Source organism: Streptomyces sp. MMG1121, from assembly GCF_001280015.1.
Classification (GTDB): Bacteria; Actinomycetota; Actinomycetes; order Streptomycetales; family Streptomycetaceae; genus Streptomyces.
On sequence record NZ_LGDV01000074.1, the window covers coordinates 111,267 to 127,280 of the forward strand.

The 16,014-nt window shown below is 70.6% G+C and carries 14 protein-coding genes and 1 pseudogene; 10 read left to right on the forward strand and 5 right to left on the reverse strand.

The features are described 5' to 3' along the window. Positions 1 to 233: 233 nt before the first annotated feature. Complete coding sequence (locus ADK64_RS08500; RefSeq protein ID WP_053656749.1) at positions 234 to 1,802, forward strand: hypothetical protein; 1,569 nt, start codon at positions 234 to 236, stop codon at positions 1,800 to 1,802. Positions 1,803 to 2,238: 436 nt separating this feature from the next. Here ADK64_RS08500 and dusB read toward each other — a convergent pair whose 3' ends face one another. Together dusB and ADK64_RS08510 are read right to left on the reverse strand one after the other, a co-directional pair. After that, entirely contained in the window at positions 2,239 to 3,372 is a 1,134-nt protein-coding gene (gene dusB, locus ADK64_RS08505; RefSeq protein ID WP_053656671.1) for a tRNA dihydrouridine synthase DusB, read from the reverse strand. Positions 3,373 to 3,430: 58 nt separating this feature from the next. Then, the gene (locus ADK64_RS08510; protein ID WP_053656673.1) at positions 3,431 to 4,306 is read right to left on the reverse strand and encodes a helix-turn-helix transcriptional regulator; all 876 of its coding nucleotides are present in this window, start codon (positions 4,304 to 4,306) and stop codon (positions 3,431 to 3,433) included. A 102-nt stretch (positions 4,307 to 4,408) separates the two neighbouring features. Here ADK64_RS08510 and ADK64_RS08515 point away from each other — a divergent pair, with 102 nt between their 5' ends. The 5 genes and pseudogenes from ADK64_RS08515 (at position 4,409) to ADK64_RS08535 (ending at position 8,886) form a co-directional block, all read left to right on the forward strand. Further along, the gene (locus ADK64_RS08515; RefSeq protein ID WP_053656675.1) at positions 4,409 to 5,833 is read left to right on the forward strand and encodes an MFS transporter; all 1,425 of its coding nucleotides are present in this window, start codon (positions 4,409 to 4,411) and stop codon (positions 5,831 to 5,833) included. A 68-nt stretch (positions 5,834 to 5,901) separates the two neighbouring features. Then, entirely contained in the window at positions 5,902 to 7,344 is a 1,443-nt protein-coding gene (locus ADK64_RS08520; RefSeq protein WP_053656677.1) for an MFS transporter, read from the forward strand. A gap of 110 nt (positions 7,345 to 7,454) precedes the next feature. Next, a pseudogene (locus tag ADK64_RS08525) lies at positions 7,455 to 7,976 on the forward strand (MFS transporter); the annotation flags it as partial. Between the two features lie 112 nt (positions 7,977 to 8,088). Then, positions 8,089 to 8,322, forward strand: coding sequence for a hypothetical protein (locus ADK64_RS08530; protein ID WP_053656679.1), 234 nt, complete (start codon positions 8,089 to 8,091; stop codon positions 8,320 to 8,322). 135 nt (positions 8,323 to 8,457) lie between these two features. After that, complete coding sequence (locus ADK64_RS08535) at positions 8,458 to 8,886, forward strand: hypothetical protein (RefSeq protein ID WP_053656682.1); 429 nt, start codon at positions 8,458 to 8,460, stop codon at positions 8,884 to 8,886. Here ADK64_RS08535 and ADK64_RS08540 read toward each other — a convergent pair. Beyond that, positions 8,867 to 9,466 (reverse strand): TetR/AcrR family transcriptional regulator, encoded by a 600-nt coding sequence (locus tag ADK64_RS08540; protein WP_053656684.1) that lies wholly within the window; start codon positions 9,464 to 9,466, stop codon positions 8,867 to 8,869. The genes ADK64_RS08535 and ADK64_RS08540 overlap by 20 nt on opposite strands. 26 nt (positions 9,467 to 9,492) lie before the next feature. Next, positions 9,493 to 10,503 carry an aldo/keto reductase gene (locus ADK64_RS08545; protein WP_053656686.1) on the reverse strand — a complete coding sequence of 337 codons (1,011 nt, stop codon included), beginning with the start codon at positions 10,501 to 10,503 and terminating at the stop codon, positions 9,493 to 9,495. A gap of 163 nt (positions 10,504 to 10,666) precedes the next feature. Here ADK64_RS08545 and ADK64_RS08550 point away from each other — a divergent pair, with 163 nt between their 5' ends. Then, complete coding sequence (locus ADK64_RS08550) at positions 10,667 to 11,710, forward strand: chitinase (protein WP_053656688.1); 1,044 nt, start codon at positions 10,667 to 10,669, stop codon at positions 11,708 to 11,710. Positions 11,711 to 11,766: 56 nt separating this feature from the next. Here the strand turns inward: ADK64_RS08550 and ADK64_RS08555 are convergent, their stop codons facing one another. Beyond that, a complete protein-coding gene (locus ADK64_RS08555; protein WP_053656690.1) occupies positions 11,767 to 13,149 on the reverse strand; it encodes a glycine--tRNA ligase in 1,383 nt (460 codons plus the stop codon). 171 nt (positions 13,150 to 13,320) lie between these two features. Between ADK64_RS08555 and ADK64_RS08560 the strand changes: the two genes are divergently transcribed. The 3 genes from ADK64_RS08560 to ADK64_RS08570 are packed head-to-tail and all read left to right on the forward strand — an operon-like array spanning position 13,321 to position 15,970. Next, complete coding sequence (locus ADK64_RS08560) at positions 13,321 to 14,280, forward strand: metal ABC transporter substrate-binding protein (protein WP_053656692.1); 960 nt, start codon at positions 13,321 to 13,323, stop codon at positions 14,278 to 14,280. A gap of 17 nt (positions 14,281 to 14,297) precedes the next feature. Beyond that, a complete protein-coding gene (locus tag ADK64_RS08565; protein ID WP_053656694.1) occupies positions 14,298 to 15,068 on the forward strand; it encodes a metal ABC transporter ATP-binding protein in 771 nt (256 codons plus the stop codon). Next, positions 15,068 to 15,970, forward strand: a complete 903-nt coding sequence (locus ADK64_RS08570) for a metal ABC transporter permease (RefSeq protein ID WP_053656695.1) — start codon at positions 15,068 to 15,070, stop codon at positions 15,968 to 15,970. Before ADK64_RS08565 ends, ADK64_RS08570 begins: the two co-directional genes overlap by 1 nt. Positions 15,971 to 16,014: the final 44 nt, after the last annotated feature.

A 16,014-nucleotide genomic window follows, 5' to 3' on the forward strand; every position in this document is an offset into this window, starting at 1 on the left:
GAAGGACCTTCGGGTTGTCTCAGGACACGAGTACGCGCCAGCCAACGGATTCGGTCGAGGGTGCGGATGAGGAGAGCCCCGCGCCCGTGCTCGCGTCCGGTCGCCCGCCGCGGCCCTGGGCCGTGGTGTCCGCGCGGACACGGCGGTGGCGGGCGGAGCATCCGGGGGCGGTCCAGGTGCTGTCCGTCACCGTCACCGTGCTCGCCGCCGCGCTGGTCGTCGCCGCGCTGGTGATGCCCAACTCCGTGGTCCGGCTGGGGCCTTCGAAGTTCCTGCGGATACCGGCGGAGGCCGTGATCGGGGCGGCCGTGATGATCGCGCTGCCGCGCCGGCCGCGCCTGGTGCTGGCCGTCGTGTCCGGGCTGGCGCTGGCGGCGATGACCGTGCTGAACCTGCTCGACATGGGGTTCAACCAGTACCTCGGCCGTGGCTTCAACGTCGTGCTCGACTGGAGCCTGTTCGGCGACGCGGAGTCCTATCTGGAGGACTCGATCGGCCGTACGCAGACCCTGGCCGTCGTGGCCGGTGTGATCGCTCTCGTGCTGCTGGTCTTCGTACTGCTGGCGCTGTCGATGGTGCGGCTGAGCAATGTGCTCGCCCGGCACACCGGCATCGCGACGCGGGGCACGCTGGTCGCCGGGGTCGTGTGGATCACGTGTTCCTCACTCGGTCTGCAGCTGGGCGGCGTGCCGCTCGCCGCCGACAGCACCGCCACCGCGCTGAAGGACCAGAGCCACCGGATCTCGGCCACGCTCAAGGACGAGGCGGAGTTCCGCAAGGTGGCCAAGGTCGACGCCTTCGGGAACACCCCCGGCAGCCAGCTGGTCCCGGATCTGCGCGGCAAGGACATGATCTTCACGTTCATCGAGAGCTACGGCCGTAGCGCCGTGGAGGACCCGATCATGGCGCCCGGCGTCGACGCGACCCTCGACGCCCGCACCAAGGCGCTGGCCAAGGCGGGTTTCCACGCCAAGAGCGGCTGGCTGACCTCGGCGACGTACGGCGGCAGCAGCTGGCTCGGCCACTCCACCACCATGTCGGGCCTGTGGATCAGCAACCAGCAGCGGTACCGCACGGTCATGGCGAGCGACCACCTCAGCCTGACCGACGCGTTCAAGAAGACCGGTGACTTCGACACGGTGGGCGTCATGCCGGGTGTGCAGAAGGGCTGGCCGGAGCAGAAGTGGTACGGCCTGGACAAGGTCTACAACGCCTTCCAGCTCGGCTACAAGGGGCCGAAGTTCAGCTGGTCGACCATGCCGGACCAGTACACGCTCCAGCAGTACCAGGACCGGGTGCACAGCAAGAAGCCCGCCGACGGCAAGGCGCGGATGTCGCTGCTCATCCTGACCTCCAGCCACCAGCCGTGGGCGCCGATCCCGAAGATGGTGCCCTGGAACCAGCTGGGCGACGGCTCGGTCTTCGACTCCATCGAGAAGGCGGGCAACCCGTCCTCCTACACCCTCACCGACGACACGCACTCCAAAGAGGAGTACGGCAAGTCGATCCAGTACTCGGTGACGGCGCTGACGCAGTGGCTGGAGCGTTACGGCACGAAGGACACGGTGCTGGTCTTCCTCGGCGACCACCAGCCGAACGCCCACGCCAGCGGCAACCACGCCAGCCGTGACGTACCGATCTCGGTCGTCGCCAAGGATCCGAAGGTCCTCGACAAGATCGCCGGGTGGGGCTGGACCGACGGCCTGCGCCCCGCCCACAAGGCACCGGTATGGAAGATGAGCGCCTTCCGTGACCGCTTCCTGACGGCGTTCGGCTCGACACCACATCCGAAGAAGAACTGAAGAAGAACTGACGGGGCCCTGGCGGGTGAGGCGGGTCGGAGCCGCGTCGGAGGGGGAGGGACGGAGCCGCGTCGAGGGGAGGAGGGGCGGAGCCGCGTCGGAGACAGGGGCGGGGCCCTGCCGAAGCCCGGAGCGGAGCCGGCCGAGGCCCAGGAACGAACCCGGCCGGAGGCAGGGGAGGAGCCCTGCCGGAGGCCGGGAAGGAGCCCGCCGAGGTCCGGGAACGGGGTCTGCCGGAGACCGGAGCAGACCCTGCCGGGGCCCGGAGCAGACCCTGCCGGGGCCCGGAGCAGACCCTGCCGGGGCCCGGAGCAACCCTGCCGGGGCCCGGAGCAACCCTGCCGGGGTCCGGAGCAACCCTGCCGGGGTCCGTGGCGGAGCCCCGTGGCGGTCACCGTCCAGCGGGCGGGTCGGGTGGGTGGGCGAGAGCTGCCGCTCAGCCGCCCGACGTGTCCAGTTCCGCGTCCTCGCTGATCCCCGCGCAGTCGTACGGGTCCTTCAGCCAGCCGTCCGGAAGCACCACCCGGTTGTTGCCGGACGTACGGCCCCGGGGCCCGTCCGCGCCGGCCGGCCACGGCTGGTCGAGGTCCAACTCGTCCAGTCCGGCGCGGAGTTCGGCCAGCGAAGAAGTGATCGCGAGCCGCTTGCGCATCTCGGAGCCGACCGCGAAGCCCTTCAGGTACCAGGCGACGTGCTTGCGGAAGTCGACCACGCCCTTGGACTCGTCGCCGAGCCACTCGCCCAGCAGGGTCGCGTGCCGGACCATGACGTCGGCCACCTCACGGAGCACCGGCCGGGCCAGATCATCGAGGCGCCCCTCGAAGGCGGCCACCAGGTCCGCGAACAGCCACGGCCGCCCCAGGCAGCCGCGCCCGACCACGACTCCGTCGCAGCCGGTCTCCCGCACCATCCGCAGCGCGTCCTCGGCCGACCAGATGTCGCCGTTGCCGAGCACGGGGATCTCCGGGACGTGCTCCTTGAGACGGGCGATGGCCTCCCAGTCCGCCGTGCCGCCGTAGTGCTGGGCGGCCGTACGGCCGTGCAGGGCGATGGCCGTCACCCCCTCCTCGACGGCGATGCGGCCGGCGTCGAGGAAGGTGATGTGGTCGTCGTCGATGCCCTTGCGCATCTTCATCGTCACCGGCAGGTCACCGGCCCCGCTCACGGCCTCCCGGAGGATCGCCCGCAGCAGGTTGCGCTTGTACGGCAGCGCCGAGCCGCCGCCCTTCCTGGTCACCTTCGGGACCGGGCAGCCGAAGTTCAGGTCGATGTGGTCGGCCAGGCCCTCCTCCGCGATCATGCGGACGGCCTTGCCGACGGTCGCCGGGTCGACGCCGTACAGCTGGATCGAGCGCGGCTGCTCGCTCGCGTCGAACCTGATCAGCTGCATGGTCTTCTCGTTGCGCTCAACCAGTGCCCGGGTCGTGATCATCTCGCTGACGAACAGTCCCTTGCCCCCGCTGAACTCACGGCACAGCGTGCGGAAGGGTGCGTTGGTGATGCCCGCCATGGGTGCGAGCACGACGGGCGGCGCCACGGCGTGCGGGCCGATGGAGAGGGGCTGGGTCATCACAGGGCTCCGGAACGGATGTACGGCGTAGGGACACGGGCCAAGCCCCCATTGTCCCTCACTCCCCCGGCAGCTCGGCCAGCCGCTCCAGCCGCTCCTCGCTGTCCTCGTCGGCGGGGACGTACACGACCAGCCGCTGGGCCGGCGCCTGCGGGGCCAGCCACATGTTGCGGTGCTCCAGCCTGATCAGCCCGACCCGCGGATGCAGATAGCGCTTGACGTGCGGGGACATCTGCGCGACCTCGTGCCGCTCCCACAGCGCGCGAAACTCCTCGGAGACCGCGAGCAGCCGGTCCAGCTGCTCCTTCCACACCGGCTCCGCCACATGCTCGGCCATGCCCGCCCGGTACTTCGCGATCAGGTCGCGCAGCATCTCGTCCCGGTCGAGGAAGTCCCGCTTCCAGCGCTCGCTGGTGGTCAGCAGCCACAGGCAGTTCCGGTCGGCCCTCGGCAGCTCGGCGGGGTCGCCGAAGACCTGGGCGAAGGGATGGTTGGCGGCGAGGATGTCGTAGCGGGCGTTCTGGAGGGTGGCCGGGTAGGGCGCGAGCCGCTCGACGACCTTGAGCGCCGACCTGGCGGCGACCGTGCACTCGGCCTCGGTGCGCGGGTCGGCGGTCCCGGCGAGGGCGAAGAGATGGGCCCGTTCGGTGGGGTCCATCAGCAGCGCGCGGGCGACCGCGTCCAGCACCTGGGCGGAGACGTGGGTGGCGCGGGCCTGCTCGATCCACGTGTACCAGGTCACCCCGACCGCGGAGAGCTGGGCGACCTCCTCCCGGCGCAGTCCGGGGGTGCGCCGGCGCGGGCCGCGCGGCAGGCCGACCTGCTCGGGGGTGACGCGCTCGCGGCGGCTGCGCAGGAAGGCGGCCAGCTCCCGGCGCCGTACGTGCTGCTTTCCGGGCTGCTCCCTGAGGTGTTCCGGCGCTGCGATGGTCATGGGTCCAGGGTGCCTTCCGCGCGTACCCCGGTTCCAGTTGGTGCCGGTACCTGGACAAGCACCGCCTGGTACCCCGCTGGGCGCGGGCGCACAGTCGGGGGCGTGACCACGACGACACCCTCTCCCACCAGGAAGGCCGCGCCCGGCGCGCTCACCCCCCTGGGCCTGTTCACGCTGCTGCTCGGGACCGCGCTGCCGACGATCGACTTCTTCATCGTCAATGTCGCGCTGCCGACGATCGAGCACGATCTGCACGCTCCCCCGGCCACGCTGGAGATGGTGGTGGCCGGGTACGCGGTGGCGTACGCGGTGCTGCTCGTCCTCGGCGGCCGGCTCGGGGACGGCTTCGGCCGGCGGCGGCTGTTCCTGTGGGGAGTGGCCGGTTTCGGGCTGACCTCGCTGGCCTGCGGGCTCGCCCCGGGTGCCTGGTGGCTGGTGGCGGCGCGGGTGGCGCAGGGGGCGGCGTCGGCGGCGCTGCTGCCGCAGGTGCTGGCCACCCTGCACGCGACGACGTCCGGCGAGCGGCGGGCCCGGGTGGTCGCGCTGTACGGCTCGGTCGGCGGGGTGTCCGTCGTGCTCGGGCAGGTGCTGGGCGGGGTGCTGGTGGCGGCCGATCTGGCGGGCACCGGCTGGCGTGCGGTGTTCCTCGTGAACGTACCGGTGGCGATCGCCGCGCTGGTCTGCGCGCTGCGGGCGGTGCCGGACAGTCGCGCCGAGCGACCCGCGCGCGGCGACCTCGCCGGTACGGCGCTGCTGGCGGCGACGCTGATCGCACTGCTGCTGCCGCTGGCCGAGGGCCGGGCGACGGGATGGCCGCTGTGGTCGGTCCTGCTGCTGTGCGCGGCACCGCTGCTGGCCGCCGCCTTCTACGCGGTGGAGCGGCGTGGCGAGCGCGCCGGCGGCAGCCCGCTGCTGCCGCCGTCCCTCCTGACCGCGCCGCAGGTCCGCCGGGGGCTGCTGCTGGGGCTGCCGGTGTTCATCGGCTTCGCGGGCTGGATGTTCGTGAGCGCGGTCACCCTCCAACAGGGCCTGGGATACGGGGCGCTCAGGGCCGGGCTGACGCTGGTGCCGATGGGGGTGGCGCAGTTCGCGGCGTCGATGCTGGCGCCGCGTGCCGTACGGCGGTTCGGGGGGCGGGCGGTGGCGCTGGCGGCGGCGGTGCACATCGCGGGTCTGGCGACGGTGGCCGGGACCGCGCTGCTGGGGCCCTGGCCGCATCTGAGTCCGCTGCTCCTCGCCCCCGGTCTGGTGCTGTGCGGTGTGGGGCAGGGCCTTGAGCTGCCGCTCTACTACCGGATCCTGCTGGCCGCGATACCGGCGCGGCTGGCGGGCACGGGCAGCGGGCTCGCGGCCACGCTCCAGCAGTCGGGCCTGGCCGTGGGGGTCGCGACGCTCGGCTCGCTGTTTCTGTCCCTCGCCCCGGGGCTCGGGATGCGGGAGGCGCTGGCGGTGGTGCTGGCGGTGCAGGCGGCGGGATTGGCGGGGCTGGGGTGGCTGGGCCTGCGGCTGCCCCGGATGCCGGGATGAACGACGAACAAAGATCATGTATCACTCATTAGTTAGACGCACTATTGAAATCGGCGTACGATGGCGCCATGCCCGAGTTGAGCCATCGCCGACGCCTGCTCGTGCTCGCGATCTGCTGCATGAGCCTGCTGATCGTGAGCCTCGACAACACCGTGCTGAACGTGGCGCTGCCCTCCATGCAGCGCGATCTGCACGCCACGACCTCCGGACTGCAGTGGACGATCGACGCCTACACGCTGGTGCTCGCCTCGCTGCTGATGCTCGCGGGCTCGACGGCCGACCGGATCGGCCGCAAGCGGGTGTTCATGGCGGGTCTGACGGTGTTCACCATCGGCTCCGTGCTCTGCTCGGTGGCGCCGAACCTGTCCTTGCTGATCGTCTTCCGGATGGTGCAGGCGGTCGGCGGCTCGATGCTCAACCCGGTCGCCATGTCGATCATCACCAACACCTTCACCGACGCCCGTGAGCGCGCCCGCGCGATCGGCGTGTGGGGCGCGGTGGTCGGCATATCCATGGCGGCGGGCCCGCTGGTCGGCGGTCTGCTGGTGCAGTCCGTGAGCTGGCGCGCGATCTTCTGGGTCAACCTCCCGGTCGGCCTCGCCGCCCTCCTCCTCACCCTCCGCTACGTCCCGGAGTCGCGCGCGCCGAAGGCCCGCCGGCCCGACCCGTTCGGCCAGCTGCTGGTGATCGCCCTCTTCGGCTCGCTGACGTACGCGATCATCGAGGCGCCGGACGCGGGCGCGGCCACGGTGGCCCCCTTCGCCACGATCGCCCTGGCGGCTCTGCTGGCCCTCCTCTGGTACGAACCGCGCCGCGCCGAACCCCTCATCGACCTGCGCTTCTTCCGCTCGGCACCGTTCAGCGGCGCCACGGTGATCGCGATCAGCGCGTTCGCGGCACTGGGCGGCTTCCTGTTCATGTCGACGCTGTATCTGCAGAACGTGCGCGGTCTCGACGCCCTGCACGCCGGCCTGTGGATGCTGCCGATGGCCGCCCCGACCTTCCTGTGCGCCCCGCTCTCAGGCCGCATGGTCGGCACCCGCGGCCCCCGCCTCCCCCTGCTGATCGCCGGTACGGCGATGACGGCGAGCGGTGTCCTCTTCGCGGGCTTCGAGGCGGAGACGTCGAACGTCACGCTCTTCCTCGGCTACGTCCTGTTCGGCATCGGCTTCGGCTTCGTGAACGCGCCGATCACCAACACGGCGGTCTCGGGCATGCCGCGCTCCCAGGCCGGAGTGGCCGCCGCGGTCGCCTCCACCAGCAGGCAGCTCGGCCAGACCCTCGGCGTCGCGGTGGTCGGCGCCGTCCTGGCCTCCGGCATCGGCTCGTCCCCCTACCGCGAGGTCTTCGTCTCGGCGGCCCGCCCCGGCTGGTGGATCCTCACGGCGTGCGGACTGGCCGTGCTGGTCCTCGGGCTGCTGACCAGTGGACGGTGGGCCCGCACCACGGCGGCCCGCACGGCCGAGATCCTGGAAGCACCCGAGATCCGCCAGCCGGTGAACGCCTCCTAGCCCGCGGGCCGCTCGGCCGCCGCGCCCCCGCACGCCAGCTCACGCAGTCTCTCCAGCCGCGCCCGCGTCTCCTCGTCCTTCGGGGTGTACGTCACCATGCGGGCGCCCTCGTCATCGCGCTGGCACTGCAACAGGGCGCCGGGCTCGGTCCGGTGCCGGCCGGGCTCGCGCTCGCGCCGATGGCCGTGGCGTACCTCGTCGTCTCCCTCGCCGGACCCCGGCTGATCGGCCGTCACGGCACCCGTGTGGTCACCGCCGGGTCCGTCGTCCAGGCCCTGGGCGTGCTGCTGATCGCGCTGGCCGCCTGGCGGGACTGGCCGCACCTCGGCTTCGGCTCGCTGCTGCCGGGTGCCGCGGTGGCCGGGGCCGGGCAGGCGCTCCAACTGCCCAATGTGATGCGGATCGTGCTGTCCGAGGTGCCGCCGGCCCGGGGCGGGATCGGCAGCGGTGCGATGGTCACCGCCCAGCAGTCCGCACCGGCCCTGGGCGTGGCCACGCTGGGCACCCTGTTCCTGACCCTCCTACCGCGCCTGGGCATGCGGGAGGCGCTGGTCACGACGCTGCTGGTACAGCTGGCCGGGATCGTGCTGACAGGTCTGCTCAGCCTGCGGCTGCCCCGCGACATCGGCTGAGCCCCGGCCACGGCTTGGCCAACGGCCCGTGAATCCCGCCCTGTTGATGTTCGTCTTGCTGCACACTCCCTCCGGTCGGGTGTGTCGAGGTGGGTCGGGCGCGGGAGGCGTGATGGTGCGGGGCAACAGCACGAGCAAGGTCAGCCGCTGGGACGGGCACGGCCGGGAGCACGTCGTGCGGGTCGAACGCACGGGAGTGCAGCGCCTGATCAGATGCGGCACCTGCGGCTGGCGCAGAAACGCGCAGTTCCTGCCGTGGCTGAAGGCCGAGGAGCATCTGGCCGAGGCCCACCAGGCGACGGTCGACCCGGCCGCGACCGGTAGCCGCCCCGCCGATCCCAGATAAGAAGACCGGGCATTTCCACCCGCCTTGACCTGCGGTTCTTACCGATTCACCGGGTCGCTGCGGCCTGTCTCGAGTGGCCGCTTTCCCAGGGCTGGTTCAGCCTGGGAAAGGTCCATCGAGCGACAGGAGACGCACATGACCTCGGTACTCCGCCATCGCTACGGCCGCGCGCTCGGCGCCGGCGCCCTCTCCGTGGCGCTGCTCTCCGGCGGAACGGCCGGAGCCTACGCCGCCGGCAGCAGTTCCAGTCCCAGCCCCACTTCAAGCTCCTCGGCCGGTATGGCCTCGATCACCCTCACGGCGGGCAAGACCTCGGTAAAGGCCGGCGACACGGTGAAGTTCACCGGGCGCACCAAGGGTCTGAAGATCAACAGTCCGCTGGTGCTCCAGCAGGAGAAGAACGGCAAGTGGATCCCCCTGAAGGCGACGGGGAAGGTCAAGAAGGGGAGCTCGTACGCGATCCTCGCCAAGCTCAAGACCAAGGGCACCGAGAAACTACGGGTCTCGAGCGCGACCATGAACGGCAAGGTCCACTCCCCCACCGTCACCGTGAAGGTGAGCTGAGCCCCCTCACCAACAGGTCCACGACAGCCGTGAACTCCTCGTCCACGCCGGGGCGGATCCACTCCCGGGCGTAACAGGGGTCGTGGAAACGGCCGGTGGCCTGGAAGACGGCACGGGCCGCGGCGGCCGGGTCGGACACCGAGAAGGTGCCCGACCCGGCTCCTGCCGTGATGATCCGGGTCAGCTGTCCGGTCAGGTCGGCGATGTGCTCGCCGACCACCGTGCCCTCCATCTCGTCGGTCAGCACCGTGTACGTGGCGAACAGCTCGGGGTCGTCGCCCGCCTTGTGCCGTTTGGCCTCGAACAGCGCCGCGAGCCATGCCCGCAGCCGCTCCTCGGGGCTCCCGCCGGAGTCGACGATCCCGGCGAGCCGCTGTGCCGTCCGGTCCAGCCAGCGCTTGGTGACCGCCTCGCGCAGCGCCGCCTTGGTGCGGAAGTGCCGGTAGACACTGCCGTGGCTGACGCCGAGCGCGCGGGCCACGTCCACCACGGTGGCCTTGGCCGGGCCGTGCCGGCGCAGCACCTCCTCGGTGGCCTCGAGGATGCGCTCGGCGGTCAGGGTCTCGGCGGGCGGTGTCATGACATAGACCGTACCCGGGCGCCGGATCAGCGCTCGCTGTCGAGGTGTGTCATCTGCGCGGTCGGGTAGCGGTCGCCGGCCGCCGCGTCCGCCGGTACGGCCTCCTCGATCGCGGCCAGGTCGGCCGCGTCCAGGGTGACGTCCAGCGCGCCGAGCGACTCGCCGAGCCGCTCGCGGGTGCGGGCTCCGACCAGCGGCACGATGTCCTCGCCGCGGGAGAGCACCCAGGCGATGGCGATCTGCGCGACGGTCACGCCCTTCTGCTCCGCGATCTTGCGCAGGGCGTCGACCAGGTTCAGGTTGTGCTGGAGGTTCTCGCCCTGGAAGCGGGGCGAGTGGGCGCGGAAGTCGGTCGCGGCCAGCTGCCGGTCCCGGGTGAAGTGGCCGGAGATCAGGCCGCGGGAGAGGACGCCGTACGCCGTGACGCCGATGCCCAGCTCGCGGGTGGTCGGCAGGATCTCCCGCTCGATACCCCGGCTGATCAGGGCGTACTCGATCTGGAGGTCGGCGATCGGGGCGGTGGCGGCGGCCCGGCGGATGGTCTCGGCGCCGACCTCGCTGAGGCCGACGTGCCGGACGTACCCCTTCTCGATCAGTTCGGCGATCGCGCCGACGGTCTCCTCGATCGGCACGTCCGGGTCGAGGCGGGCGATCCGGTAGACGTCGATGTGGTCGACGCCCAGGCGCTGCAGGGAGTAGGCGGCGAAGTTCTTCACCGCGGCCGGGCGGCCGTCGTAGCCGCTCCAGTTGCCCTCCGGGTCACGCAGGGCGCCGAACTTCACGCTGGTCAGGGCCTTTTCGCGGAGGGCGGCCGGGGCGGTACGCAGGGCCTCGCCGATCAGCATCTCGTTGTGTCCCATGGCGTAGAAGTCGCCGGTGTCCAGCAGGGTGACACCCGCCTCCAGGGCGGCATGGATCGTCGCGACGGACTCCGCGCGGTCGGCCTCGCCGTAGAGCGCGGACATGCCCATGCAGCCGAGGCCGAGGGCGGAGACGGCAGGGCCGGTGGTTCCGAGGGTTCGGGTTCGCATCGTCATGACTTCACCTTGCCATGACAGCTGACAGATTTCAATATCTGTCATTCCATTTCCGTCAGGCTTCGGGATTGCATGGTCCAGACCTATTGACGAGAGGTCTGGACCACGAGCACTGTCATGCCTACGACAGGCACCTCACCGCACCCCCACCGGGAGGCCTCGCATGCTCAGACGTCTGCTCGCCACCGCGCTCACTGCGGCCGCCCTCGTCCCCCTGGGGATCGCCACCGCCCCCACCGCCTCCGCCGCCGACACCTGCGCGGTCAAGTCCCGCCCGGCCGGAAAGGTGCTCCAGGGCTACTGGGAGAACTGGGACGGCTCCGCCAACGGCGTCCATCCGCCCTTCGGCTGGACCCCGATCACCGACTCCCGCATCCCCGCGCACGGTTACAACGTCGTCAACGCGGCCTTCCCGGTCATCCGCTCCGACGGGACAGCCCTGTGGGAGGACGGCATGGACACGGGCGTGAAGGTGGCGACGCCCGCCGAGATGTGCGCGGCGAAGGCGTCCGGCCAGACGATCCTGCTCTCCATCGGCGGTGCGGCAGCGGGCATCGACCTCAACTCGACCGCCGTGGCGGACAAGTTCGTCTCGACGATCGTCCCGATCCTGAAGCAGTACAACTTCGACGGCATCGACATCGACATCGAGACCGGCCTGACGAACAGCGGCAACATCAACCAACTGTCCACGTCCCAGGCCAACTTGATCCGCATCATCGACGGCATCCTCGCCCAGATGCCGTCGGGCTTCGGCCTGACGATGGCCCCGGAGACCGCGTACGTCACGGGCGGCAGCGTCACCTACGGCTCGATCTGGGGCGCGTACCTGCCGATCATCAAGAAGTACGCGGACAACGGCCGGCTGTGGTGGCTGAACATGCAGTACTACAACGGCAGCATGTACGGCTGCTCCGGCGACTCCTACGAGGCGGGCACGGTGGCGGGCTTCACCGCCCAGACGGACTGCCTGAACAAGGGCCTGGTGGTCCAGGGCACGACGATCAAGGTCCCCTACGACAAACAGGTCCCGGGCCTGCCCGCCCAGTCCGGCGCGGGCGGCGGCTACATGTCACCGTCCCTGGTCTCCCAGGCCTGGCAGCACTACGGCAGCTCGCTCAAGGGCCTGATGACCTGGTCGATCAACTGGGACGGCTCGAAGAACTGGACGTTCGGCGACAACGTGAAGGCACTGCAGGGGCGTTGACATGCGAAAGCCGGGCGGGCCGATCACTCGGCCCGCCCGGCTTCACGACAGGGTGACTAGGCGCCCAGAAGGCGCTGGGCCAGGTACCCCTCGATCTGGTCGAGAGACACGCGCTCCTGCTTCATGGAGTCACGCTCACGCACGGTCACCGCGTTGTCCTCGAGCGTGTCGAAGTCGACGGTCACGCAGTACGGCGTACCGATCTCGTCCTGGCGGCGGTAGCGGCGGCCGATGGCGCCGGCGTCGTCGAACTCGATGTTCCAGTTCTGCCGCAGCGCCTGGGCGAGACCCTTGGCCTTGGGCGACAGCTCGGGGTTGCGGGACAGCGGGAGCACCGCGACCTTCACCGGGGCGAGGCGGTGGTCGAGCCGCAGCACGGTCCGCTTCTCCATCTTGCCCTTGGCGTTCGGCGCCTCGTCCTCGACGTAGGCGTCGAGCAGGAAGGCCAGCATGGTGCGGCCGACACCCGCCGCCGGCTCGATGACGTACGGCGTCCAGCGCTCCTGGGCCTCCTGGTCGTAGTAGGCCAGGTCCTGGCCGGAGGCCTTGGAGTGGGCGCCGAGGTCGTAGTCGGTGCGGTTGGCGACACCCTCCAGCTCGCCCCACTCGCTGCCGCCGAACTGGAAGCGGTACTCGATGTCGGCGGTGCGCTTGGAGTAGTGGGAGAGCTTCTCCTTCGGGTGCTCGTACCACCGCATGTTCTCAGTGCGCAGGCCGAGGCCGGTGTACCAGTTCCAGCGCTGCTCCATCCAGTACTCCTGCCACTTCTCGTCCTCGCCCGGCTTGACGAAGAACTCCATCTCCATCTGCTCGAACTCGCGGGTGCGGAAGATGAAGTTGCCGGGCGTGATCTCGTTGCGGAAGGACTTGCCCATCTGCGCGATGCCGAACGGCGGCTTGCGGCGCGAGGTGGTCTGCACCTGGGCGAAGTTGGTGAAGATGCCCTGGGCGGTCTCCGGGCGCAGATACGCGACCGAGCCGCTGTCCTGCGTCGGGCCGAGGTGCGTCGACAGCAGACCCGAGAACTGCTTGGGCTCGGTGAACTGGCCCTTGTTGCCGCAGTTCGGGCAGTTGATGTCGGCGAGGCCGTTCGCCGGGGCGTGGCCCTTCTTCTCCTCGTACGCCTCTTCCAGGTGGTCGGCGCGGAACCGCTTGTGGCAGGCGGTGCACTCGGTCAGCGGGTCCGTGAAGGTGGCGACGTGACCGGATGCGACCCAGACCTCCGAGGCGAGGATGACGGACGAGTCGATACCGACCACGTCCTCGCGCGAGGTCACCATGTAGCGCCACCACTGACGCTTGATGTTCTCCTTGAGCTCGACACCCAGCGGTCCGTAGTCCCAGGCGGCACGCTGTCCACCGTAGATCTCACTGCACGGGAAAACGAAGCCACGGCGCTTGCTCAGGCTGACGATGGTGTCGATCTTGTCGGCGGCCACGGTGCTCTCTTCATTACGACGACGGGCGTTGAAGCGAGATGCTTCCAGCGAATGATTCAGGTTACCGGCGCAGGCTCCCCCACGGCCAAATCGGCCCCCCTCCAGGCCCCTCCCCCGGCCCCTGATCAGCGTTGTTGACAACGGTTTCCATATTTGTTGAAAATGACTGTCATGAACGTACGACGACGCCTCATACCCGCCGCCGCGGTCACCGCGGTCACCGCCCTCGGGATCGGCACGCTCTCGGCCTGCTCCGGCGACACGGCGGAGGCGGCGAACACCGGGAAGTTCGATGTCGTCGCGTCCTTCTATCCCATGGCCTTCCTCGCCGAGCGGATCGGCGGGGACCACGTCCACGTCACCAGTCTGACCTCCCCCGGCCAGGAACCGCACGACCTGGAGATCAGCCCCAAGCAGATCGCGATGCTCCAGGACTCCGACGCGGTCCTGTACCTGAAGAACCTCCAGCCCTCCGTCGACGACGCGGTGACCCAGTCCCCGGTCAGGACGAAGATCGACGCGGCCTCCCTGACCACGCTGGAGAAGCACGGCAACGAGGTCGGCGGCCACGCGGCCGCGCACGACACCCACACCGGCGAGGAGTCCGGCGCCCAGGACCCGCACATCTGGCTCGACCCGGTGCGCTACGCCCAGGTCGCCGAGGGAGTCGGCAAGGCCTTCGAGAAGGCCGACCCGAAGCACGCGGGCGACTACAAGAAGAACACCGCGGCCCTGGTCAAGCAGCTCGACGACCTGAACACGCGGTTCAGGACCGGGCTGGCGGACACCAGGACCAAGGTCTTCATCACCACCCACGCCGCCTTCGGCTACCTCGCCGAGCGCTACGGCCTGACCGAGGAGGCCATCAACGGCCTCGACCCCGACTCCGAGCCCAGCGCCGCGCGGGTCAGGGACCTGGAGAAGATGGCCAAGGCCGACGGCGTGAGCACCGTCTTCTACGAGACGCTCGTCAGCGACAAGACCGCCAAGACCATCGCGGGCGACGCGCGCCTGAAGACCGACGTCCTGGACCCGATCGAGGGCATCACCGCCAAGTCCCGCGGCAAGGACTACTTCTCCGTCCAGGAAGCCAACCTCAAGGCCCTCCAGCAGGCGCTGGGCGCCAAGTGACCGGCAGGGGAGACCAGATGACCAGCGAGCCCGTCATAGCCCTGCGCGGGGTCACCGCCGAACTCGGCGCGCGTCCCGTGCTGCGCGGCATCGACCTCACCGTCGGCCGCGGCGAGGTCGTCGCGCTGCTCGGCGCGAACGGCTCCGGCAAGTCCACCGCGATCCGCACGGTCATCGGCCAGGTACCGGCGAGCGGCGGCACGATCGAGTTGTTCGGCACCCCGCGCCGCTCCTTCGGCGACTGGGCGCGCGTGGGCTACGTACCGCAGCGCACGACGGCCGCCGGCGGGGTCCCGGCGACGGTGACCGAGATCGTCTCCTCCGGCCGGCTCTCCCGCACCCGCTTCGGCGTCTTCCGCAAGGCCGACCGGGAGGCCGTGCACCGGGCCCTGGAGCTGGTCGGCATGGCCGACCGCGCCAAGGACTCGGTGAACGCCCTCTCCGGCGGCCAGCACCAGCGTGTGCTGATCGCCCGCGCGCTGGTCGCCGAACCCGAACTGCTGATCATGGACGAGCCGATGGCGGGCGTCGACCTGGCCAGCCAGGAGATCCTCGCGCGGACGCTGAAACAGCAGGTCGAGGCCGGTACGACGGTCCTCCTCGTCCTGCACGAACTGGGTCCCCTGGAGCCCCTGATCGACCGGGCGGTCGTCCTGCGCGACGGCTGCGTCCTGCACGACGGCCCGCCCCCGCGGGCCGTGGGCCAGCATGCTCTCCCCGGCCACGACCACGTACACCCGCACGCACCCGCGGGCACCGAACCGATCCGCACGGGACTGCTGAGCTGATGGACTTCCTGAACTACGCCTTCATGCAGCGGGCCCTGCTCGCCGCCGTCCTCGTCGGCATCACCGCCCCCGCCGTCGGCATCTACCTGGTCCAGCGCCGCCAGGCCCTGATGGGCGACGGCATCGGGCACGTGGCGATGACGGGCGTCGGCCTGGGCTTCCTGCTCTCGACCTCCCCCGTGTGGATGGCGACCGCCGTCTCCGTGCTCGGCGCGGTCCTGATGGAACTGATCCGCTGGTACGGCAGGACGCGCGGCGACATCGCCCTCGCCATGCTCTTCTACGGCGGTATGGCCGGCGGCGTGATGCTGATCAACCTCGCGCCCGGCGGCTCCAACGCCAACCTGACGTCGTACCTGTTCGGCTCCCTGTCGACGGTCTCGCAGTCGGACGTGACCGCGATCTGCGTGCTCGCCGCCTTCGTCCTGCTGGTCACCCTCGGCCTGCGCCGCCAGCTGTTCGCGGTCAGCCAGGACGAGGAGTTCGCCCGGGTCACGGGCCTGCCGGTGCGCGCGCTGAACCTGCTCACGGCGGTGACGGCGGCGGTGACCGTGACGGTCGCGATGCGCGTCGTCGGCCTGCTGCTGGTGTCGGCGCTGATGGTCGTGCCGGTGGCGGCGGCCCAGCAGCTCACCCGCAGCTTCGTCGCCACGTTCGTGATCGCCGTCGCCCTCGGGGTGGCCGTGACCGTCAGCGGCACGATCACCTCGTACTACCAGGACGTCCCGCCCGGTGCGACGATCGTCCTGCTGACCATCGCCGCGTTCATCGCGCTGACCGCCCTGGCCACGCCGCTGGCCCGGCGACGCGCCCGCGCGGCAGGCCTGGCCGGGCCCTCGGGGGACCCGGCGGAGTGCTCGATTCCGGCCACGAGAGGAGCCGGTGACGAGGTCGGCGTCTGACCGCCGACAGTCCGGGCTGGCACAATGGCCCGGGCACAGGCGAG

Excerpts from the sequence above, each read along its gene's own strand:
- ADK64_RS08500 (WP_053656749.1), top strand. The coding sequence starts at position 234 with ATGCCCAACTCCGTGGTCCGGCTGGGGCCTTCGAAGTTCCTGCGGATA.
- dusB (WP_053656671.1), bottom strand. The coding sequence starts at position 3,372 with ATGACCCAGCCCCTCTCCATCGGCCCGCACGCCGTGGCGCCGCCCGTC.
- ADK64_RS08510 (WP_053656673.1), bottom strand. The coding sequence starts at position 4,306 with ATGACCATCGCAGCGCCGGAACACCTCAGGGAGCAGCCCGGAAAGCAG.
- ADK64_RS08520 (WP_053656677.1), top strand. The coding sequence starts at position 5,902 with ATGCCCGAGTTGAGCCATCGCCGACGCCTGCTCGTGCTCGCGATCTGC.
- ADK64_RS08530 (WP_053656679.1), top strand. The coding sequence starts at position 8,089 with ATGGTGCGGGGCAACAGCACGAGCAAGGTCAGCCGCTGGGACGGGCAC.
- ADK64_RS08535 (WP_053656682.1), top strand. The coding sequence starts at position 8,458 with ATGACCTCGGTACTCCGCCATCGCTACGGCCGCGCGCTCGGCGCCGGC.
- ADK64_RS08540 (WP_053656684.1), bottom strand. The coding sequence starts at position 9,466 with ATGACACCGCCCGCCGAGACCCTGACCGCCGAGCGCATCCTCGAGGCC.
- ADK64_RS08545 (WP_053656686.1), bottom strand. The coding sequence starts at position 10,503 with ATGACGATGCGAACCCGAACCCTCGGAACCACCGGCCCTGCCGTCTCC.
- ADK64_RS08550 (WP_053656688.1), top strand. The coding sequence starts at position 10,667 with ATGCTCAGACGTCTGCTCGCCACCGCGCTCACTGCGGCCGCCCTCGTC.
- ADK64_RS08560 (WP_053656692.1), top strand. The coding sequence starts at position 13,321 with ATGAACGTACGACGACGCCTCATACCCGCCGCCGCGGTCACCGCGGTC.
- ADK64_RS08565 (WP_053656694.1), top strand. The coding sequence starts at position 14,298 with ATGACCAGCGAGCCCGTCATAGCCCTGCGCGGGGTCACCGCCGAACTC.
- ADK64_RS08570 (WP_053656695.1), top strand. The coding sequence starts at position 15,068 with ATGGACTTCCTGAACTACGCCTTCATGCAGCGGGCCCTGCTCGCCGCC.